We start from the raw sequence: 21,282 nt of genomic DNA, 5'->3' as shown, positions 1-21,282 counted from the left end.
TAGTCCGAACTGTGTACAAGGCTGAGGGAGCGAGCAGGAAATCCGATGGTATCGTTTCCATTCTGTACTCATGGCTCGGTATAATTCGCGGAGACGTTCCGATGATGGCAGCATGGACGGAAACTGGGGACCATTGTCGTTCGCGTACTGGATCAGGAGATTTCACAATGAAGCAAGTGTTTGGCGTCGTGAAAAAGCGGCGCGGTTTTGGCTTCGGCCTGATGGCTGCCACGCTGTCGGCGATAGCAGCTGGAGCCTTGGTGAGCGTGGGTGCGCAGGCGCAATCGGCGCAGCAGGCGACCGAGATCGTCAAGGCTCTGGGCAGTGGCCCGCAGCTTGTGGTCACCAGGCTTTCCGAACTGGACAGCCTGCCTGCCGATGAGTGGCGGTTCCATGATGGCGACCTGCCGCACGGAGAGTCGACAAGTCTTGATGATTCTTCCTGGCAAACGGTGAACCTGCATTTCCAAACCGGTAAAGATGCCTCATGGTTTCGCCGCTGGATCGAGGTTCCGAAAGATCTCCATGGCTACGATCTCACCGGTACGAGAATCTGGTTCTCCTTCAGGGCAGACGCGGATGGCGCCATGCCGGAGATCATCTATTTCAACGGCCGTCGTGTTGCATTGGGAGAAGATCTGGAGCCGATCGTTCTCTTCGACAATGCCAAGCCGGGTGACAAGGTTCTCGTTGCCGTGAAATTGCTGAACAACAACGATAAGAAGACCTTCAATGGCACCGAGCTGAAGATCGACTTCGCGGAGAATCGTCCCAACCCTGAAGACATCCGCAAAGAGATTCTCTCCGCTGCACTCCTGGTCCCAAGTGTTTCCAAGAATGTTTCTGCCGACACGACAACGCTCCAGAAAGCTGTCAGCGATATCGATCTGAGCGCGCTTGATGCAAAGGATCAAGCTAAGTTTGATGAGTCCCTGAAACAGGCTCAGTCAGATCTGGATACTCTGAAGCCTGAGATACAGAGTGTAACGGCGCATATTACTGGTAACTCGCACATCGACGCAGCATGGCTTTGGCCATGGACTGAAACCGTTGATGTAGTGAAGAGGACCTTCTCAACTGCATTGCAGTTGATGAACGAATATCCGGATTACACCTACACGCAATCCGCTGCGGCGTACAACTCATGGATGGCGGATAAATATCCGGAGATCAACGACCAGATCAAGAAACGTATCAAGGAAGGTCGCTGGGAGGTCGTGGGCGGCATGTGGGTTGAGCCAGATCTGAATATGCCCGATGGCGAAGCTCAGGTACGGTCGATTCTTGTTGGCAAGCGCTTCTTCCAGAAGGAATATGGCGTCGATGTCCGCATCGGCTGGAACCCCGATTCGTTTGGTTATACCTGGCAGCTTCCTCAGATTTACAAGCGTTGTGGCATCGACTATTTCGTTACGCAGAAGATGACTTGGAGCGATACCAATCAGCTTCCATTCAAGCTTTTCTGGTGGGAATCGCCAGATGGTTCGAAGGTTCTCACCTACTTCCCGCATGACTATGCCAACAACAATCTGAACCCGGTTCGTCTCAGCTATGACCTGGCACAGGCTCGCGAGCGTGCGCCAGGCACGACCGAGATGATGGATCTCTATGGAATCGGTGACCACGGCGGTGGTCCGACCCGTTCGATTCTGGATGAAGGCGTGCATTGGTCGCAGCCGAATAAAGTAGCTCCGAAGTATCAGTGGGGCACTGCGCAAAGCTTCTTCTCCAGTGTTGAAAAGCAGATCGCGCCTGAGTCGAAGACTTGGGATTACACTTCGATTGCAAAGGGATATCAGTTTCCGGCGGCGCCGCCAGCAGGAGAGATCTCGATTCCGACGTGGAATAGCGAACTCTACCTTGAATATCATCGTGGCGTCTTCACCACGCAAGCCAATCACAAGCGCAACATGCGCAACAGTGAAGAAGAAGCGATTAATGCCGAGAAGTACGCTTCTCTTGCATGGCTTGATGGCAATCCATATCCCGGAGACCGCTTGACCGATGATTGGAAGAAGATCACGTTCAACGACTTCCATGACCTGGCCGCAGGATCTGGTATAGGCATTATCTACAAGGAAGCACAGGAAGATTACGACAAGGTTCGCCTCGACACGAACGATATCTCGGAGACGGCAATTAAAACGCTATCTTCGGATATCGACACAAAGACGACCGGTGAGCCGGTTCTCGTGCTCAACCCTTTAGCGTGGGACCGCTCAGGTGATGTAACGGTCGATGTGCAAATGGCTTCTCCCGCTACGGAAGTGTCAGTGCTCGATGCTGAAGGTCACGTACTTCCGTCCCAGATCATCAGCAAGGATGCAAAGACCAACAGTTTCAAACTTTTGATTCTAGCTGGCAAGGTTCCTTCGCTTGGATATAAGGTGGTGCATGTTGTTCCCGGTGTAAAACCGTACGCAAGCGATCTAAAAGCTGAGGGGTTGACTCTCGAGAATGCCAATCTGAAGGTTGTGGTCGACAAACAGAATGGCTGCATCACAAGCCTCTACGACAAGCGCACCCATTTTGAGTCGATCGCTGCGGGCAGCTGCGGCAATCAGCTGCAGACATTCAAAGATCTTCCGAAAGATTACGACGCGTGGAACATTGATCCTGGAACGCTCGATCATTACACCCCGATCGAAAATGTCGATTCGGTGGAGCTGATCGAGAAAGGACCGCTGCGCGCAGTGATTCGTGTAGCGCGCACCTGGCAGAGTTCCAAGTTCGTTCAGGACATCACGCTCGAAGCCGGCGCTGATGAAGTGAATGTCGTCAATGATTTCGATTGGCATGAGACGCATGTGCTGTTGAAAGCTGCGTTCCCACTGGCGGCCACAAGCAACGAGGCTACCTACGAGATCCCGTATGGCACGATCAAACGCGCGACAACTCGGAACAATAGCTGGGAGAAAGCGCAATTTGAAGTTCCGGTTCTACGCTGGGCTGATCTCGGTGACGACCAGCATGGCTTCAGTCTGATCAACAACTCGAAGTATGGCTATGACGGCGTAGGCAATATGTTGCGTTTGTCTCTGCTTCGTTCTCCTACATCGCCCGATCCTGAAGCTGATCGTGGTCATCATCACTTCACATACGCACTCTACCCACATGGCGGCGATTGGAAGCAAGCTCTCAGTGTGCGTCACGGTTACGAATACAATTACGTGCTCTCAGCTGCACAGGTTGAATCCCACTCGGGTAGTCTTCCCGCGGAGCATGCCTACGTGACTGTAAAGCCCGAGGACGTAGTATTGACGGCGCTCAAAAAGGCAGAAGATGCAAACGGGCTAATCTTCCGCGTGTATGAGTGGGCTGGCAAATCTGGCGATGTGACGATCCATGTTCCCAAGGGAGCCACTGATGCTACGGCCACGAATCTAATGGAGAAGCCAGAGGGCCAGCTCCTCAATGTTGTTGACGATACCGTTACCGTCCCCATTCACCCGTATCAGATTCTTACCGTTCGCGTTGATTACCCGACACAGAAGTAAGCAATCCCAAAAAATGAGAGGGCGTGGAGTCACCGACTGGCTCCACGCCCTCTTGTTGTATTTGAAAGAATCTTCTCCCCTAGATTGCTGGAGGAGTGCATCCGCAGGAACTGCGTTGGATCAGTCTCGTTTCCAAAGTGAGCCGTTTGGCTGTGCGTGCCCCGGTTGCATTTGCCGCTTTCCGGTCCGTCAGCAACAGATCAAATAAGAGTTCTGCAGACCGTCGGCCGATTTCCTCGGCGGGCTGTTGAATGACGCTGATAGAAGGTCGCAAGGTCGAGGCAAGTTCAAAGTCATCGAACCCCAACAGCGCGACAGTGTCCGGAACGCGGATATTGAACCGTTGCAAAACCTCGAAGGCAAAGATCGTGGTGCTATTTTTCGTTGAAAAAATAGCATCTGGCGGATTTGCCCCGTCCAGCAAGCTGAGAATGGCATATTCAGCGGACTTATAATCTTTCACCGATGCATCCAGAATGCAAGGCAGGTGTGCCGTTTCCATGGCTTTCCGGTAGCCCCGGATACGCTCATGAAGCGTATAGAGTGCCGACTCGCCAGTTAAACAGGCGATGCGCTTATACCCATGATCGATCAGATGCTTTGTGGCCGTGATAGCTCCTTTGTAGTTATCCACAACTACGGATGCGATCGAGGTGTCGGCAAGAGGACGGTCGATTGTGATGATTGGCATCGCGGCGTGAACGAGCACATCGCGCAAGGCAGGACTTTGTGAGTTGGCCGGCACGATCAACAATCCATCGACCCGATGACGAATGAGGACTTTCAGGCTGTCAAGCTCGGTCCGCGGGTCATTTTGGGTTGTGGTAACGATGAGCAGCGAATCATTGTTGCGGGCGATTGCCTGCGCCGCCTCAGCGCAACTCGAAAAAAATGGATCGGCGATCGAGGGAATGATCAGTCCGATTGTTTTCGTGCGTTGTCCTTTCAACGTACGGGCCGCCTGATTTGGCATGTAGCCCAGGGACTCAATGACCCGTCTGACGTGAGCCAGGGTTTCGGGACTGACTCGTTCCCCGCCATTGATCACCCGCGAAACGGTTGTCGTGCCGACGCCTGCTTCTCGCGCCACTTGGCTCAAGGTTGGATGCGTGTTCTTCTTTGTCATGCGAGATGTGTCCGTATCTCTTGCCGTATGACAAGTCTATTCGGTCTTGGTTCTGTTGGAAGCAAATGATTCGATCGATTGTGCACTCCATGTGGCCGGAGTTCGGCCATTTGATAACTATTACTTCCTGTGGAGTACGTCCTTTCGAAGGTCTAATCCGCGCGTTCGATTCATGGTCCGTACTTCGCTTTGTTTCTGTTCGAAAAAGAAGCTGCTTATCGCAGTATTTTTCTGCTTCTCGACACAGATCCAATCTGTGTGCCGAGGGATAGGTGATTGTGGTATCTTCGCACATGTGGTACCGTTTCCACGGGCCAATTTACGGTATGGACGAGGCAATTCCTGCGTGTGTCTTCCGGAAGGAGCGACCGTATCTTCTGGTTCCTCTGAAACTACCTAGAACGCATCGTTGCCGCACATGATCTTCCCTGATGCCCCGGAGTGGCCTTGAAGAAAGCGCAAGTACTGACGATAGGTGTAGACCTTGGTGGTACCAATCTAAGAATTGCCGCTTATATGCCTGAATTAGGCATCGTAGATTCTGTTGTTTTACCAACTCGTCTTCATGCTGGCCCTCTGGCTGTCGTTGATGACATGTGCGAAGTGGTTCACCGGTTCATCGACCAATACTCTGATGGAAGAGATGTGGTTGGCGTGGGCGTCGGCTCCCCGGGACCATTGGAGTTACCTGCTGGCCGGTTGCATCGTCCGCCAAATCTGCCAGGATGGGATGGCTTTGAGCTTCTCGCCGAAACATCGAAACGGATCGATCTTCCCGTCATGCTCGAAGGCGATGCGAATGTTGCAGCTCTCGCCGAGTATGAACGAGGATTGGGAAAGTCACTCGGTGTCGATTCGCTTTGCATGCTGACCCTCGGGACCGGGGTAGGCAATGGGATCATTCTGAATGGGAAAGTATGGCACGGGGCGAATGGCATGGGTGGGGAAGCTGGTCATATCACCGTAGTGCCTGATGGTCCGGTATGTGGCTGCGGCAACAACGGCTGTCTTGAAGCATGCGCCTCTGCAACCGCTCTGGTAAATGCGGCGGAGCGGTTGATTCAATCGGGCGCGGCTCCGGGTCTAGCGCGTCTCAAGGTTGCAGGCTCCGTGCTGACCGCTGCCGATTTGGCTGAAGCGGCAAAGCACGGAGATCCAGACGCGCAGCGAATCTATGCGGATATGGGACGCGCTCTCGGTCTTTGCATTGCAGACCTCATTAATGTGCTTAACCTGCCGCTTTATGTGGTGGGCGGGGGGGTAGCTAAGTCTTGGGACTTGATTTCGGAGTCGCTGTTTGAGGAACTAGATCGGCGTAGTTACGTTTACGCGTTGACGGCTCCTGGGAGACCGGCGGCAGGAGGCATCCTGGGTGGAGGGACTCGCGTTCTTCCCGCCAAGCTTGGTGCAGAAGCTGGTTTGCTGGGGGCCTGTATTTTACCGTTGCAGGTAACGAAAGATGTAGTCGTAAGTTTGTAGCTGCGGATGTGTGAGTGCTCTATTAGCTTGTGTAACTTCTAAGCGACTATTATGAGACAACCAGATATTCTCACATTTAGGTTTTGAAATGCCTTATAGGGTTTAGCGGAAAATCAAGCAGGTAAAGAAAAAAGAGAGCATGGGACTGATAGATTTAAAGCAATAATCAAGTGCCCGCTCGTAGGAACTTTAGCGAAGCATAATATTTCGAAAATGACTGTTTGCGATGTGAACAGTAAACAATTTGCAAAATTCAACGCTATTTCGCTAAATATCTAAGCCTTATATTGGTCGGGGCGGAGGGATTCGAACCCCCGACCCTCTGCTCCCAAAGCAGATGCGCTACCAGACTGCGCTACGCCCCGACGTGATGCTCTGCTGGCAAAGGCCGCAGAACCGTTCCTCTTTGATTGTACCCTGATCGCGTTTCTTAATGCAGCTTCGGCCAACCAACTTCAGATGCTCGCTTCTCGTCTGGCTACGATCGGAACAGCAACACAATCAGCCACGCCACCAGGATCAGCGGAATTGCAAAGAGTACGGTTATACCTGCTCCTAGAAGCAACAAAAATACCCAGTCTCGCCAAGTATGGCGGCGGGGTTCTGCAATCGAGCGAGTCAGCAATCGATAGTTGCGCCGGTTTGCTTTCCAAAAGACGTCAAACGCATCGCCCAAAATCGGAATTGTCCCGACGAGCAACCCGATCGCCACATTGATTAACATGCGGACGACTGTGACGTATGGCACACCGCGCACCCAGGCGGCAAAAGGGATAAGCAAGGAAAGCAACCCCGCAAGGACATCGCCTAATCCCGGGATCAGTCCGACTATTCCGTCGATGCCAAACCGGATATTGGTCCCTGGGACAACAAACGCCTCATCCAGCAGCACTTCCAATTGGCGCAAGCGTTCATTGCCGAGCAATCGTCCACCTCGACCCCATCGATCACTTCCGGCGGCGGATTCGGCCCTGATCTGAGGTCCTCCTGTTACCACGTGTTTTTTCCCTCCGAGGTTTGCAGGCGGCATTTCCATTCCTGCTTCGATGCTACAATCGATAAGTGCGCATGGCGGCTATAGTTCAGCGGCAGAACGCCTGACTGTGGCTCAGGATGTCGTGGGTTCGATCCCCACTAGCCGCCCCAATAGACACTCTCGGCGCACGACTCCTCAGCTCTCCCAGATGAATTTCAATTTCCCATGGCCAGCCTGATCCTGAAGGACACTCCTCAATCCAAGGCGAGCCCACGTATATCCGTTGCGGCCTGGCACTCGGAATTCCGTGTCTTGCCATGGCTTCGCTCCGGCCATGCTCAAACCTTGGTAGGTAATTTCTGGCGTCGTCAGCCATTCACGCTTGCTTCGGAAGCTATTCCGGTCGTGGTCGACCAAACAAACAATAGCCGCGTTTTGACCCACTGCCACTGGCAGCCGCAATCTGTCCGGGCCAGCCGCCTGACATTAGTTCTGCTCCATGGTCTCGAGGGATCGTCCAACTCCCGCTATATCACTGGTATTACTGCTCTCGCCTGGGCCGCAGGCTGCAACATCATCCGCATGAATATGCGTAACTGTGGCGGCACCGAATCCTGGACCCCGACACTCTATCATTCGGCTCTTTCCGGGGACGTAGCTGCAGTTCTCCAGCATTTTGTCGCCCAGCAGGCCCTCACGCGCGTCGCCTTGGTTGGCTACTCCATGGGCGGCAATCTCGTTCTCAAATGCGCTGGCGAGTTCGGCGAGAGTCATCCTGACTGGCTCCGCGCAGTTGTTGGTGTCAGCCCTGTCGTGGACCTGGCCGAAAGCGCCGACGCACTGCACGATCCGCAGAACCGCCTGTACGAGTGGCACTTCCTTCGCAACCTGATGAGCCGCTTCAGGCGAAAAGCCCAGCTTTTTCCAGAGATCTATGGCACCAGGTCCGCGCCCACTGTTCGCAGTATCCGCGAATTCGATGATTTAATCATGGCGCCTTTCAGCGGCTTTGCCGGAGCTGACGACTACTACTACCGCGCCGCCAGTGCCCGGGTAGTCGGCAAAATTGCCATTCCTACGCTTATTCTCCACGCACTCGATGATCCATTTATCCGTCTCACGCCAGCGACTCGGGTCTTACTTGAGACCAATCCATGGGTGACTCTTCTTGAATCCGCCCATGGCGGCCATTGTGCATTCCTCGGTCAGACTGATATCGCCTTCTTCCCAGCCAGCCGTCACTGGGCTGAAGCGACGCTCATCCGGTTTTTGATGGCGCAAGTCGGCCACGCTCATGGAAGCTGATTGGGAAATCGAGATCTCTCTCGAAACGCCGGTCATTGATGCGCACTGGTCCGGTTTTGTTGATCTGCGAACCCGTCCGGATATTGTCGCAACCCTTGAGGAAGTGCAGCACTTCCCGCCTCTCGGCATCATCCTGCTCCGCCTCAACGGCCCAAGTTCCGCAGATATTCCTAGCAAGCCGATCCTATTTTGGAGCGCCAAATGCGACCTCTGGACCCCCGAATCCATAGATCCCGACGAGATGGAGGCCAGTCCAGCTGAATCTGCTTTCGTACGTGCTTGTTACATCGATCTTATTCCCGAAGACGACACGCTATTTGCATCCCTTCCCAGCCTCGAATCACATGCCCGACGGATTGTTGCCTATCTCCGTACCACTCCCGTTCGTTGCAGCCGTGTTGACCTCGTTCTTCGCCAGGCGGTTACAAGAGACAGCCGTGGTTTTGGCATCACCGCATACACCACCGTTTGCGGCTCCGACGGCGCTGTCGCGGAACAGGCTCTGGAGACTGCCCTTGATGCTCTCGTTGAAGCTATTTGCAGCGTCAAAACGTCATAGCCCCGCACGAACGATACAATAACGAGTGTCGAGCCATGGGCGAGTAGCTCAATTGGATAGAGCATCAGCCTTCTAAGCTGAGGGTTACAGGTTCGATCCCTGTCTCGCCTACCATTCTCTGACCCCGGTGATTTACTGTGGTTCCTTGGATTTAACTATGCCGAAAAAACTTGCCTTGGATTCCGTACTGCGTCTGCTCTCGGTAGCGGCGCTCGGCTCGATTGTCACGCTTCCCAACCTTGCCGCTGCGCAGAATCTCACGAATCAGGATATCCTGCATCCCTCGAAAGACAGCTGGCCGAGCTACCATGGCGATTACACAGGCCGCCGCCACAGCAGCCTGACGCAGATCAATGCGCACAATGTGCATGATCTAACGCTGGCTTGGGCGTTCCAGACGGATCAGCCCGCCACGATCAAATCATCGCCGCTTCTGGTCGATGGCATTTTGTATTTCAGTGTTCCGGATAATGTATGGGCTGTGGATGCCCGATCCGGCCACATGATCTGGCATTTCAACCATCCCACTACTGAGGGAGACCACATCGGCCACCGTGGAGTGGCCATGTACAAAGATTCGCTCTTCTTTGTCACCCCGGATGCGCACTTGATCTCGCTGAATGCCAAGGACGGCACAATCCGCTGGGATAAGGTCATTGCCGATGTGAAAAAGGGCTATTGGTCTACAGTTGCTCCGCTGGTGGTGCATAACCACGTCATTGTCGGCGTTGGCGGCGATTTAGACAATATCACTGGTCTTCTAAGGTCTTTCGATCCGGAGACTGGAGAAGTGCAGTGGGAGTGGGATGCGACGCCACCGCCAGGCACGCCGGGAAAGACAACTGGCGGCATGACCTGGATCACAGGCACCTACGATCCTGAGTTAAACCTGCTCTACTGGGGGACCGGCAATCCTACCCCTGTGCTCAACGGCAAGCCGCGTCCAGGAGATGATGAGTGGACCTGCAGCATCGTTGCACTCAACCCGGATACAGGTAAACTCGCCTGGGGATTTTCCGCATCGCCGCACGACACGCACGATTGGGACGCTGTAGAAGTTCCAATGCTGGTCGACGCCAACTTCCACGGCCAGCCGCGAAAGATGCTGATGCAGAGTTCGCGCAATGGCTATTTCTTCGTTCTCGACCGTACCAACGGAAAGAGCCTGCTGACTACGCCTTTTGGACCGGTGAACTGGGCTCTCGGGATCGACAAGGATGGCCGTCCTATTCCTAATCCAGATAAAGAGCCCAAGCCAGATGGCCGCCTGATCGCTCCGGATGAGGGCGGCATGACAAACTATCGGTCTCCCAGCTTCGATCCTAAGACAGGACTGTTCATTGTCGACGCTCATCCGAGCTGGAGCGTGTATTTTGCCAAGCCGGCCGATGGCGATTATGGGTGGGCAGGCGCCGACTACGGCCTCTGGGGCAAAGGTGTGATTGAAGCCATCGATTATCAGACCGGCAAGATTCGCTGGTCGCATGATGTTGGCCGGGGCGGTTCTGGGGCCGGTGTGCTGACAACCGACTCGGGACTCACCTTTACAGGTGATGGTGAAGGCAACTTTATCGTTCTTTCCACTGACGACGGCAAGACGCTTTGGCATGCAGGCACAGGCTCCGGCATGCAGACGTCACCCATCACATACGAACTCGATGGGCGGCAATATGTGCTGGAGGGTTCGGGAAGTGTGATGTTCGCGTGGGCACTGCCGCAGAGTGTTGCGGGAAGCGGTGCACATTCTTCTGAGGCCCGCGGTTCAAGGTAACTCGGAACCTATCTTCCATAGGAAAGGTCCATCGCGTGGTGGGCCTTTCGTTTTGTGATGGACCTTTCGTTTTTGACATTCATCTTGTCTGCACATCTTGCTGAGTATGCCGAACATCCAACGGATCGAGTTCGACAGATCGCACAATTGTTTCTGGAGTAGCTTTGATGGACTATGTAAACCTTGGGACGACTGGTGTCAAAGTCTCACGCCTGTGTCTGGGCATGATGACCTACGGTGCCAAATCGTGGCGTGAGTGGGTGCTGGAAGAGGAAGAATCCAAGCCGCTGATCCGCCGCGCTGTTGAGGCTGGCATCAATTTTTTCGATACAGCCGATATGTATTCGCTCGGTGTCAGTGAAGAGATCACTGGACGCGCACTGAAAGAGTTCGCAGGACCGCGCGAAAACCTTGTCATCGCGACGAAAGTTTTCAACCCGATGTCAGACAATCCCAACGATCGGGGTCTTTCGCGCAAGCACATACTAACCGCGATCGATAAGAGCCTCAAACGCCTGGGAACCGACTATGTGGATCTCTACCAGATCCATCGTTTCGATCCCCGCACTCCCATCGAAGAAACCGTCGAGGCTCTCAACGATGTGGTGCGCGCAGGCAAAGCGCTCTACATCGGTGCGTCTTCTATGTACGCATGGCAGTTCCTCAAGATGCTTGAAACGCAGCGCAGCCATGGTTTCGCACGTTTCGTGACTATGCAGAATCATTACAACCTCGTCTATCGCGAAGAAGAGCGCGAGATGATTCCGCTCTGTCTTTCCGAAGGCGTCGGCTTGATTCCCTGGAGTCCGCTTGCCCGTGGCTTCCTGGCTGGCAATCGCAAACCCGATGAGGACAAGAAGCAAAGTGAAACCACGCGGGCCCGCACAGACGAGTTCGCACACAGTCTTTACTACCGTTCGTCGGATTTCACTGTAGTCGATCGCCTGTCAGAGATTGCTCAGGCTCGTGGAGTCAAGAATGCGCAGGTCGCCCTGGCATGGATTCTCTCCAGGCCCGGCGTGAGTGCTCCCATTATCGGCGCCAGCAAAATGTATCAGCTTGAGGACGCACTTGCCGCGCTCAGCACTCAACTATCTCCCGAGGAAATCGCTCGGCTTGAAGAGCCGTACGAGCCGCATCCCGTGCTAGGCCACAGTTACCGCTGATTATTGAGCACTAAATAGCAGGGCAGGGAATCGGGGATGCGGCAAAGCTTATTGTCTGATCGCGTCCTCGATTGCCTGTGACAAATGCTCGAAATCTTTTGGGCCATTAAATCGTTCATCGTTCACGAAGAACGTCGGTGTTCCATTCACGCCGCTGCGCACGCCTCCGGCAAAATCGTCCCGCACACGCTTCAAAAATACCTGTTGTTGCAGAGCATCCCGCAAGTCTGCGAGTTGAAGCCCGCACTGTTCCCCAATCTCCGCGTAAAGCGCATCTCCCAGCCGCAACTGGTTTTCAAGTAGTAGGTCATGAACTTCCCAGAACTTGCCATGCGCACCTGCAAACTCCGCTACCTGAGCAGCATTCTCAGCTTCAGCATGCAATCGGGTCATAGGAAAGTTCCGGAAAACAAATCTGAGCTGCGATCCGAAATGCCGCTGCAAGCGCTTCACCAGAGGATAGGCCGCGCCGCAATTCAGGCACTGATAGTCTCCATACTCCACGAGTGTGCAGCGCGCGTCAGTCATGCCCTCCGCATGATCCTCTTTACTGACAGGAACTGTAAGCTTTGGCATCAATTCCTCTATGCGTGGCACTCTAAGGCAGTTCTTCAAGCGCTTGCAGAATGCCCTCTGCCCCCGGATTTTCGCCTAGAGGAGCGCAATAGCTCCAGCGAATCACTCCGTCCTTATCGATAACGAACAGCGCTCTCTGTGAAAAGCCAGCCGGTGCGAAGTAGGCTCCATAACTGCGTGAAACCGCACCCTTCGGCTCAAAGTCGGCCAACAAAGGAAACTCGAGCTTATGATCCTCCGCATAAGCCATGTGGCACCACGCACCGTCGACCGAAATCCCGATCAGCTGTGCGTCGTGACGCTGAAACTCCGGGAGTATCTCGTTATACAGGGCCATCTGGTCTCCGCAAACCGGACTCCAGTCAGCGGGATAAAAGGCGAGAATCACCGGTTTTCCTCGCAGATCGCTCAGTTTCAATTTGCGGTCAGGGGTAACCGGCAGCTCAAAATCCGGCGCCTGTGTTCCTGGTGTCAGCAATTCGGACATAATGGTCTCCACCGATTACTCAGCGTGAATCCTAATTAAACGCGGACCTCCCTAATCTCCGCAAGCCGCTCGTGGAATCATGCATTGCCAGAATCTTCCAGTCCTTATCCATTCAGGCAACAAGAAGAGGATCTATCTCCTTTCGCTGTATCGTGTCCCGCAAAGTAAGATCGTTCAGGCGGCAACGTCACTGCTAGTTCACGAACACTACACACTATGTCCTTGCCCTTTCGAATCCTTTCACGGCTGATCATCTATCTCGGGTTTGCCGCGACTGGCATCGGCATGGCCTTACCCGGTTCTGTCATGCCAGTCATGATCGCCCGGTGGTCGCTGTCGGATCGCCAGGCCGGTATGCTTCTTTTTCTCGGCTGGCTAGGATCTTCACTCGGTGCGCTCGCCGTGCGTCCTTCCCGCAGTCAATCGCTTGCAGCAGGAGCATTCCTCTCCGCAGCAGGCGCATTAGGCATGATCTTCAGTGCTCGCTGGAGCAGCTTCCTGAGCATGTCCATCTTCGGCCTCGGCCTTGGCCTTACGATGACAGCAACCAGTTTGCTTCTGGCGGCACGATACCAGCATCGGCGCAGTGCTGAACTCAATCGCCTCAATCTCGTCTGGGCGCTCGGCGCATGTATTTGCCCCAGACTTGCTGAGCAGTCTCTCCGCGTCACGAGCATTACCGTTATCTTCGCAGGCGTCAGTTTCCTTTTCTGCCTTGTTGGCCTATGGGCGATGCTGGCTGAACAAGATACACCCCATTCAGATGCGGCAACAATCGCTCCCCGGCTTCAATGGAGTTTGACCGCATGGCCTTTGACTCTTATGCTTATCATCCTTCTGCCCACTGGCGTTGAAAGTTCCATGGGGGGATGGATCGCTGCATACGTGCAACGCACGCAACACACTGTGACTACCACCGTAACGGCAGGCACGTGCTTCTGGGCTGGTCTCATGATCAGCCGTACACTTGCCTCCACGCTGCTATATCTGCGACGTTACGAACGCCCCGTGCTGTTCGAGAGTTTCATCATCGTCATTGTCGGAGCTGCGCTGCTCGTTAGCATGCAGTCTAACCTTGCTATCCTCTGTGGTGTCTTTCTCACAGGTTTTGGATTGGGACCTATCTACCCGTTGCTGTTGGCCGCAGCTCTTCAATACTCAGAAAATACGCTCATCTTCTTTATCGCAGGCATAGGCTCAGCTTTTCTGCCCTGGGTCACAGGCATTGTCTCCACCACAGCATCTTCCCTGCGTGCAGGTCTCGCTGTTCCGTTCGTCGCCGCTGTCCTGATGCTCCTGCTGGGCATCGCGCTCCCGCGCGTACCGATAGCAGTCTCGCAACGCTCCATCCTTTGATGGATGACACTCGAAGTAATCGGTTCACGATTTTGCGAACAAATTTCTCGTGTGTGCATCTTAAAAGTACAAGCAGTTGAGGAGATGCCGACGGGAAATTAAGCGCTTTTTCGCTCGTCGCCCAATCGGCTGACCGATCAACTTGACTATCGTTATTTCCGGGTGCTATCACTTATATCCGGTTGCGCAATCGCTTGCGCATTAGGCTTCGTGCGCCGCCGCTCCTCCTCTTTGACCGAGCTTCTGCGACGCGACATAAGAACAAGAAATTGCCTGAGCAATTCCTGCTGCCAAATTACGGAGGTCCAATGCAACGCACAACGCATGTAACTTCGATTGCAAGTAATCGCGCCATCTTGCAGAGCAGGCGGATTAGCCTGAATACCCTGCCAGGATGGCTTATCGCCGTTCTTATCCTCGTCACTGCGCCCCTTGCGCAGGCTCAGTACCGCACATCCATTCAGGGCACCGTAACCGACACAACCGGCGCCGTCGTTTCGGGTGCTACCCTCACCCTGACGAACATTGGCACGAATGAAAAACAGGTTCGTACCAGCGATGCCAAAGGTATTTACAACTTCAACGCACTGCCCGCCGATACCTTTAAGCTCGAAGTCACTAAGACGGGGTTCCAGACCAAGGTTCTCGATCAGCTTCAACTCATTCCTGAACAGGCAAACGGCATTGATGTTGTTCTCTCTGTCGGAACTGTCGAAGCTACCGTCACGGTCAACGCGTCAACGACGCCAGCCATCGATACGGAAACCGCCAACAATGGCGCGGTTATCGATCAGAACCAGATCCAACATATGCCTTCCTTCGAACGCGATGTAACCAGCCTCATCCAACTCGCACCTGGCGTGCTCGCGGATGGCTCACAGGACGCAGGCGGCGGTGGCTTCCAGTCACCTGGCACACAGACGAATGTTGCCTCTAGTGGTGGCGGAAACCTGGGGCATTCAAGCAGCATCTTCGCTACGGAGAATGGCGCTTCCGCCAACACCAATGGCGGTCAGTTTCAAAACAACGGTTATACCGTGGATGGCATCAGCACCTCCAGTGTGGTCTGGGGAGGCTCCACGGTCATTACTCCCAGTGAAGACTCGATCAGCAATGTAAAGGTTGTAAGTAACGCCTATGACGCGGAGAATGGCCGCTTCAATGGCGCCATCACTGAAATCACCTCCAAGAGCGGCACCAACGATTTTCATGGAAGCTTTTTTGTTCAGGTCACGCGTCCCGGCCTCAATGCCTATCAGCGCTGGAATGGCCCGAACTCAGTGCAGGCCTACGATCCGACAACCGGGGATAAGCTCACTCCAGACGAGCGCGGACTGCTCCGCGATGAAGACCGCTACAACCAGTGGGGCGGTAGTATTGGCGGTCCCATCTGGAAGAACCGTATCTTCTTCTTCTTCAACTATGAGGGGCAGAGCCAGAACATTCCATCGACCAGTACTCAGTGGTTTCCCACCTCAAACCTCACATCGCTCGCACCCACCAGTAGCATCGCGGCCACCTATCTCAACTTCAAAGGCGCGGCTGTACTTGGAAGTCCAATCAGTTCGGTCAACTGTGCGAGCGCAGGCCTCAATGAGGACCCCACAAAAGGTCCCGTAACCTGCCATACCATCACCGGTCAAGGTCTGAATATTGGCTCGCCACTGACTTCGGCCCTGGGCACACAGGACCTCACTTATGTCGACAGCAGCAATCCCGGTGTGGGTAGCGGATTCTCCGGTACGGCCGACATCACGCAGTACACCATAAAGAATCCAACCGACAGCGACTTCAAGCAATACAACGGTCGTCTCGATGCGGATATCACGCAGAAGGATCATGCCAGCTTCGCCATCTACTGGGTTCCTTCGTCGGTCACCTCTTACAACGGTGGTCTCGGCTACCAGCTCTTTAATCACGATCAGGTCAACGATGCATTCTCCGTCATCTGGAACCACATCTTCTCGCCGACCTTCCTGAATGAAGCACGCGCCAACGCCGCAGGTTGGCGCTGGAATGAGCTCTCGACCAACCCGCAAGCTCCATTTGGCCTTCCGCAGGACAACGTCTCGGAGATTGGCAACATCACCCTTGGCAATCTCGGCGTCAGCTCTCCCTCCATTTACGATCAATGGACCTACGGCTATAAGGATGTCGCCACGAAGGTTTTCCACTCGCAAACCTGGAAGTTCGGCTTCGACTGGACTCGTCTTTACTACCTCAACGATCCCATCGGCGCACCGAACTACACCTTCTACAATCTCTGGGACTTCCTTAACGATGCCCCTGAAGCGGAAGGTGGCCCATTCCAGGCCAAGACCGGCCTGCCCGGCGGCTACCGCAACGACAACCGTGAGAACATGTTCGGCATCTTCTTCCAGGATGATTGGAAGGTTCGCCCAAACCTTACTGTGAGCGCAGGCCTTCGCTACTCCTACTTTGGGCCTCTCACCGACAAAGACAACAACATGGGTGTCCTTACCTTCGGTAGCGGTGATGCTCTGCTCACTGGCATTACCATTCGCACCGGTATCGATGCCTGGAATGCGCAGAAACTGAACTTCGGCCCTCAGGTCGGATTCAACTGGAGCCCGCTTTCATCCAACAACAAGATCGTTTTCCGTGGCGGTTATGGTCTTAACTACAACCAGCAACAGATCGCTACGGCAAACAACTATGACGGCAACCCGCCCGGAACCAGTTCTGTTCCCGGTACCAGTACGGGGCCCACGAACATCAACCCAAACATTCTGTATGCTGTGTCGAGCAGTCCAACCAGCATCACCGGTTATCCGGTGAATCCCAATGCCATCACCACGTTTAACACTGCCGGGCTTCCGACTGCCGGAGGAGCAAACATCGGAGGCCTGCCTCACAACTTGCCTACTGAGTACGCACATCACTACTCATTCGACATGGAGTGGGACATCGGCTGGGGTTGGGTTGCGAATGTAGGATACGAAGGTAGTTCGGGCCACCATTTGCTCTACAACTACGACGCCACAGCTCTAGGCCAGATCCTGGGCGCGCCACAGAACCCACTGGTCAACAGCGTCAATACCTTTGGCAGTCAGGGCAAGTCCAACAACAATATGCTTCTGGCTGGTCTGAAGCATGAATTCTCACACACCTTTTCCGCCGAAGCTCAATACACGTGGGGCAAGAGCCTGGATACCAACTCGGGTCCATACTTCCGCAGCGCGTATCTGTATAACCCTAACTACTCCTATGGCCGTTCCGACTTCGATGTCAACCAGAGCGTCAAAATCTTCGGTATCTGGCAGCCGGTCATCTTTCACAGCAACAACTTCGGACACAAAGTCGCGGACGGCTGGTCGATCAGCGGCATCTATACCTTCCATACCGGCTACGGTTGGACTCCGGTCTACACCGCACCGCATCAGATCTACTGCAATACCTGCAATTACGGCTACCAGAGTCTTCGCCCCATCTATCTCGGTGGGGCAGGCAACAGCACCAGCAACGAAGCCTTCAAGACTGGAAGCAATTTCACCAACCCTGGCACGGCGAATACTGGAACCAACAACGATCAGTTCGCCAACAACTACTTTCAAATTCCGAATTACGCCGCTGCCATCACAGACAATCCTGGCCAGTCAACGAATGCCTACATCCCAGCTCCCGGTGTAGGCCGCAACTTCTTCGGTGGACCGGACTACCGCAATGTCGATCTGAACCTCGCCAAGTCCTTTGGCCTGCCAAAGATGCCAATCCTAGGCGAGAACGCCAACGTGGAAATCAAGGCCAACTTCTTCAATGTCTTTAACCTCTTGAACATCAACCCCAGCAGCATCTCAACGAACATTCAGAATTCTAATCTCGGTCAGGCAACCTCCGCACTTGGATCGCGCACTATCGACTTCCAGGCTCGGTTCAGCTTCTAATCTTGAAGTCCATGGACTTGGCAAAAACAAGAATGGCCCGGCTTGCCGGGCCATTCTTCATGTGTGGAACAGCTTGGGACGCTGGTTAGGGGCCTGTAAAGACTCATTCACTGCATTCGCATATCAGATCCTCGAAAAGATATAGCAGGTGCTTCTGTCAGGACAATGCATGTGCGATGCCCAATTACCGATAATTATCCAGCCTTATTGCAAAATAGAAGAGACGTGGAACCGAAAGCAGAGAGGAGCGTATCCAGACGTCAATAGCTACTTGCAGATAAGTTAACCTGTGATCCCCAAAAATTTTCCTGGAAAATTAATTACCCCCTCCCCCTCCCACAGCTTATCTTCTTTCGAATGAACAAACGCAGCCTGAAGTGTCGTGCAAAACGATAAGAGAAGGAAAACGGTATTTGAAACGTCGTACGAGGAAAAGCAACTGTAGTGTCACCCTCGTGGCGGCAAACTCGCATCAGTGCTGCAAGCGTGCTGTAGACCTTCGCACCACGAGCTCCGGATACACAGTGATCACCGATCCGGCTGTCATTTCTCCATCGCCTCGAATCATTCCTAGCAGCGTGCTCGCTGCCATCTGGCCCATCTGGCGCAGTGGCTGTCGAATAGTCGTCAGTGGTGGATGGCTTGATGTAGCAAACAATACATCGTCGAAGCCCACTACGGAAACGTCACGCGGCACCTGCAGACCCGCTTCGCGAAGAGCACTGACAGCGCCAAACGCAGTCATGTCGTTGAAGCAGAAGAGCGCCGTAAATGGAACTTCCTGTGCCAGCAATTCCTGTGTCGCCAGATGTCCCGGCTCCGGTCCCGGCTCTGGGCTTTTCAACTGAACCGTCAGCCCTGGAATGATCGCAATGCCGAGCTCTCCTGCCACGTCTCGTATGGCCTTCCAACGCCGGCTTGTGTCGGAGCTGAACGCCTGCCCCTTGATAAATGCAATTCGTTTATGACCCAGCTTCTGCAGGTGCTCCAATGCCTGATGTGCGGCCATGCGATGATCCAGTTCCACACTGACGGCATGCTGATTGTGCCAATGACCAGAAACTGCCACTACTGGAACCGGTACATCCTCGCCGATCTTCGTATCGACCGCGATGATTCCATCCACAGCTCGCGAAATCATCAACCTCGGATACGCTTCCAGTAAATCCTCATGATGACGATGGCTTGCCACGAAATAGAACAGGCCTTCCTTCAACAGGCCATCTTCAATTCCAGCCAGCACCGCCGTCGAATAGCCTTCGCTGATTTCCGGAACAAGCACACCCACGGTAAATGTTCGCTTCTGCCGCAGACTGCGCGCAATGATGTTGGCCTCATAGCCAAATCGCGCTGCGGCTTCCAGTACTCGCTTCTGCGTAGCCTCAGCAATGCGATGTGCTTTCGCTTCACCGTTAATAACGCGCGAAACAGTCGATTGCGACAGGCCAAGATATGCAGCGAGCTCCTTCAGTGCGATCGATCGTCGCTTCACCGGGGCGCTATCGTTCTCCGTAATTTTCTTGGATGGACCGAAATTCAGCAGAGGCTTCTTCATCGAATTATTTCTGAATACATATCGCCGCGATCGCTGGCGTATCTTTCCACGTCAAAAAGGCGGATCACTTACGCAAACAGCACGGCGGTCAAGAGTAGTTCGTCTTGTGTGCTGCAATTCTATCCCAACTGCATTTGTTCCTGGCTGACAAACGGTCGTATGGATAGTCGTTTAACCCGCGACAAATCCAGCTTTCTTCATCGCTCCTACTGCTTCAGGATTGCGCATGAATGTCTCCCAAACGAGACTGCTGCGCAGATTCTCCGCCATGATTACCGAGATGCCGAGGTCAATCCCCAGCACGTCGGGGTCATACCAGTTTGCCTCTGGATGAAACGCGTCGCAGAATCCATACCGGCCCCACGCTAGTTTTCCCCACTTTTCCTTCATGGCCTTCTGCACATGCAGGCAATCCGCAGGCACAAAAGCGAGTGATCCAGCCGTCGCGTTGGGTACTACACTTCCATCAATCGGCCCTTGCGGTGGCGGACCACCCCACGCGGTATAACCGCCTTGATAATCCGAAGCACTGATACCCCAGTAATCCTCCGAGTACCACTTCGGCATCGAGAGGCAGAACGCTTTATGAGCCTTTGTAGCGGCCACCGAATTGCGGAAGTAGTTGGTATGCCGGTCATGCTTGTTGCGGAAATCAAACCATGCCTGTGAGTACTGATGTGTAAAGATGGGATCGTTGCCGCTGATGTAATGAAATCCTTTGTAGTCAATAACTGGCCGCGTCCACGCTTCCCAGGTCTTCGGGTCCACTGGATGCGTCGGAGATCCAATCGCCAGCAGATAGATCATCATCAATTCGCAGTAATGAACCCAGCGTGCATCCAGAAATCCCTTGTCCGGGAACCATCCCATCGAAAACGTCGTGCCGCCATTCAACATCCACGGCCAGTCCACGCGCTCGTAAATCTGGGTCGCGTACTTGTGAATTGCGTCATCCTGAAAATATGTCTGCGCAGTCAATACGCCGCACAACAGCAGCGATGTATCAATCGACGAAACCTCCGAACCCGGAAACGGTGTCCCATTTTCAATGTCCGTGAAGTGATAGAAAAATCCATGCTCCTGATGAAATTTCTCCGCATGCCATTGCAGCGTCGCGCGCACGCGTTCAACAACCTTTGCGTGTGGCAGCCATCCGCGCCGGTCTGCAATACACAGTGCCGTCAGCCCAAATCCGGTCGCCGCAATGCTTGCCATTCGGCGGGGATCGCGCGTTCCCGCAGCTAAATCATTCCGTGCCCGGTCCAACACCTGTCCGGTGATCGAGCTGGCCTGATCCCAGAAAAACATACACGCGCGCCGCTGCATCTCGTCGAGAAAAGTCTCATCCTCATGTGTCAACCGATAAGCCTTGACTGCTTCCTCAGGTGTTATTTCCGCCAGCGCCGCATGCTCTGCCAGCACGGATGCAGCCGCCACTCCTCCGATCAATCCGAGCGCATGACGGCGAGTTAACCGCATCAGTGAGTTTTCTCTCTTTTGTTCGTACTTTCGCATCTTGGCCTC

Annotated in this window: 14 protein-coding genes and 3 tRNA genes; 10 read left to right on the top strand and 7 right to left on the bottom strand. The window is 54.0% G+C overall.

Features of this window, described 5'->3' with window-relative positions:
* The first annotated feature begins 167 nt into the window (after nucleotides 1-167).
* On the top strand, nucleotides 168-3,497 hold the full coding sequence (locus OHL22_RS14705; RefSeq protein ID WP_263338781.1) for an alpha-mannosidase: 3,330 nt from the start codon (nucleotides 168-170) through the stop codon (nucleotides 3,495-3,497).
* 79 nt (nucleotides 3,498-3,576) lie between these two features.
* On the opposite strand, the gene OHL22_RS14700 is transcribed toward OHL22_RS14705, so the two are convergent.
* Nucleotides 3,577-4,623 carry a LacI family DNA-binding transcriptional regulator gene (locus OHL22_RS14700; RefSeq protein ID WP_263338779.1) on the bottom strand — a complete coding sequence of 349 codons (1,047 nt, stop codon included), beginning with the start codon at nucleotides 4,621-4,623 and terminating at the stop codon, nucleotides 3,577-3,579.
* A gap of 447 nt (nucleotides 4,624-5,070) precedes the next feature.
* On the opposite strand from OHL22_RS14700, the gene OHL22_RS14695 reads away from it, so the two are divergent.
* On the top strand, nucleotides 5,071-6,102 hold the full coding sequence (locus OHL22_RS14695) for an ROK family protein (RefSeq protein ID WP_263338777.1): 1,032 nt from the start codon (nucleotides 5,071-5,073) through the stop codon (nucleotides 6,100-6,102).
* Nucleotides 6,103-6,390: 288 nt separating this feature from the next.
* On the opposite strand, the gene OHL22_RS14690 is transcribed toward OHL22_RS14695, so the two are convergent.
* A tRNA-Pro gene (locus OHL22_RS14690) sits at nucleotides 6,391-6,467 on the bottom strand.
* A gap of 113 nt (nucleotides 6,468-6,580) precedes the next feature.
* Nucleotides 6,581-7,027 (bottom strand): DUF4112 domain-containing protein, encoded by a 447-nt coding sequence (locus tag OHL22_RS14685; protein WP_263338775.1) that lies wholly within the window; start codon nucleotides 7,025-7,027, stop codon nucleotides 6,581-6,583.
* A 146-nt stretch (nucleotides 7,028-7,173) separates the two neighbouring features.
* Here OHL22_RS14685 and OHL22_RS14680 point away from each other — a divergent pair.
* From OHL22_RS14680 to OHL22_RS14655, 6 genes are all read left to right on the top strand, one after another.
* Nucleotides 7,174-7,248, top strand: a tRNA-His gene (locus tag OHL22_RS14680).
* A gap of 55 nt (nucleotides 7,249-7,303) precedes the next feature.
* Nucleotides 7,304-8,383, top strand: coding sequence for a YheT family hydrolase (locus OHL22_RS14675; protein WP_263338772.1), 1,080 nt, complete (start codon nucleotides 7,304-7,306; stop codon nucleotides 8,381-8,383).
* Entirely contained in the window at nucleotides 8,373-8,942 is a 570-nt protein-coding gene (locus tag OHL22_RS14670) for a hypothetical protein (RefSeq protein ID WP_263338770.1), read from the top strand. The genes OHL22_RS14675 and OHL22_RS14670 overlap by 11 nt, the downstream gene beginning before the upstream one ends.
* A gap of 37 nt (nucleotides 8,943-8,979) precedes the next feature.
* Nucleotides 8,980-9,056 (top strand) — tRNA-Arg (locus OHL22_RS14665).
* Nucleotides 9,057-9,099: 43 nt separating this feature from the next.
* The gene (locus OHL22_RS14660) at nucleotides 9,100-10,713 is read left to right on the top strand and encodes an acido-empty-quinoprotein group A (protein ID WP_263338767.1); all 1,614 of its coding nucleotides are present in this window, start codon (nucleotides 9,100-9,102) and stop codon (nucleotides 10,711-10,713) included.
* Nucleotides 10,714-10,880: 167 nt separating this feature from the next.
* The gene (locus OHL22_RS14655) at nucleotides 10,881-11,879 is read left to right on the top strand and encodes an aldo/keto reductase (protein WP_263338764.1); all 999 of its coding nucleotides are present in this window, start codon (nucleotides 10,881-10,883) and stop codon (nucleotides 11,877-11,879) included.
* Nucleotides 11,880-11,927: 48 nt separating this feature from the next.
* On the opposite strand, the gene OHL22_RS14650 is transcribed toward OHL22_RS14655, so the two are convergent.
* Both OHL22_RS14650 and OHL22_RS14645 read right to left on the bottom strand, forming a co-directional pair.
* Nucleotides 11,928-12,455, bottom strand: a complete 528-nt coding sequence (locus OHL22_RS14650; RefSeq protein WP_263338762.1) for a DsbA family protein — start codon at nucleotides 12,453-12,455, stop codon at nucleotides 11,928-11,930.
* 22 nt (nucleotides 12,456-12,477) lie between these two features.
* Nucleotides 12,478-12,942, bottom strand: coding sequence for a redoxin domain-containing protein (locus OHL22_RS14645; protein WP_263338760.1), 465 nt, complete (start codon nucleotides 12,940-12,942; stop codon nucleotides 12,478-12,480).
* Nucleotides 12,943-13,158: 216 nt separating this feature from the next.
* Between OHL22_RS14645 and OHL22_RS14640 the strand changes: the two genes are divergently transcribed.
* Together OHL22_RS14640 and OHL22_RS14635 are read left to right on the top strand one after the other, a co-directional pair.
* Nucleotides 13,159-14,298 carry an MFS transporter gene (locus tag OHL22_RS14640; protein ID WP_263338758.1) on the top strand — a complete coding sequence of 380 codons (1,140 nt, stop codon included), beginning with the start codon at nucleotides 13,159-13,161 and terminating at the stop codon, nucleotides 14,296-14,298.
* Nucleotides 14,299-14,606: 308 nt separating this feature from the next.
* Nucleotides 14,607-18,203 (top strand): TonB-dependent receptor, encoded by a 3,597-nt coding sequence (locus OHL22_RS14635; protein ID WP_263338755.1) that lies wholly within the window; start codon nucleotides 14,607-14,609, stop codon nucleotides 18,201-18,203.
* 472 nt (nucleotides 18,204-18,675) lie between these two features.
* On the opposite strand, the gene OHL22_RS14630 is transcribed toward OHL22_RS14635, so the two are convergent.
* Nucleotides 18,676-19,758, bottom strand: a complete 1,083-nt coding sequence (locus OHL22_RS14630) for a LacI family DNA-binding transcriptional regulator (protein WP_263338753.1) — start codon at nucleotides 19,756-19,758, stop codon at nucleotides 18,676-18,678.
* A 171-nt stretch (nucleotides 19,759-19,929) separates the two neighbouring features.
* Nucleotides 19,930-21,273 (bottom strand): glucoamylase family protein, encoded by a 1,344-nt coding sequence (locus OHL22_RS14625; protein ID WP_263338751.1) that lies wholly within the window; start codon nucleotides 21,271-21,273, stop codon nucleotides 19,930-19,932.
* Nucleotides 21,274-21,282 lie beyond the last annotated feature (9 nt).

This window comes from Acidicapsa dinghuensis, assembly GCF_025685685.1.
Taxonomy (GTDB): Bacteria; Acidobacteriota; Terriglobia; order Terriglobales; family Acidobacteriaceae; genus Acidicapsa; species Acidicapsa dinghuensis.
Note: the sequence above shows the minus strand (reverse complement) of the source record. Positions and strands in the feature narration are given on the sequence as shown.

Bases quoted from the DNA above. Each gene is read 5' to 3' on its own strand.
- OHL22_RS14625 (WP_263338751.1), bottom strand. From the start codon at position 21,273: ATGCGAAAGTACGAACAAAAGAGAGAAAACTCACTGATGCGGTTAACT.
- OHL22_RS14675 (WP_263338772.1), top strand. From the start codon at position 7,304: ATGGCCAGCCTGATCCTGAAGGACACTCCTCAATCCAAGGCGAGCCCA.
- OHL22_RS14700 (WP_263338779.1), bottom strand. From the start codon at position 4,623: ATGACAAAGAAGAACACGCATCCAACCTTGAGCCAAGTGGCGCGAGAA.
- OHL22_RS14640 (WP_263338758.1), top strand. From the start codon at position 13,159: ATGTCCTTGCCCTTTCGAATCCTTTCACGGCTGATCATCTATCTCGGG.
- OHL22_RS14655 (WP_263338764.1), top strand. From the start codon at position 10,881: ATGGACTATGTAAACCTTGGGACGACTGGTGTCAAAGTCTCACGCCTG.
- OHL22_RS14645 (WP_263338760.1), bottom strand. From the start codon at position 12,942: ATGTCCGAATTGCTGACACCAGGAACACAGGCGCCGGATTTTGAGCTG.
- OHL22_RS14650 (WP_263338762.1), bottom strand. From the start codon at position 12,455: ATGCCAAAGCTTACAGTTCCTGTCAGTAAAGAGGATCATGCGGAGGGC.
- OHL22_RS14630 (WP_263338753.1), bottom strand. From the start codon at position 19,758: ATGAAGAAGCCTCTGCTGAATTTCGGTCCATCCAAGAAAATTACGGAG.
- OHL22_RS14635 (WP_263338755.1), top strand. From the start codon at position 14,607: ATGCAACGCACAACGCATGTAACTTCGATTGCAAGTAATCGCGCCATC.
- OHL22_RS14660 (WP_263338767.1), top strand. From the start codon at position 9,100: ATGCCGAAAAAACTTGCCTTGGATTCCGTACTGCGTCTGCTCTCGGTA.
- OHL22_RS14705 (WP_263338781.1), top strand. From the start codon at position 168: ATGAAGCAAGTGTTTGGCGTCGTGAAAAAGCGGCGCGGTTTTGGCTTC.
- OHL22_RS14670 (WP_263338770.1), top strand. From the start codon at position 8,373: ATGGAAGCTGATTGGGAAATCGAGATCTCTCTCGAAACGCCGGTCATT.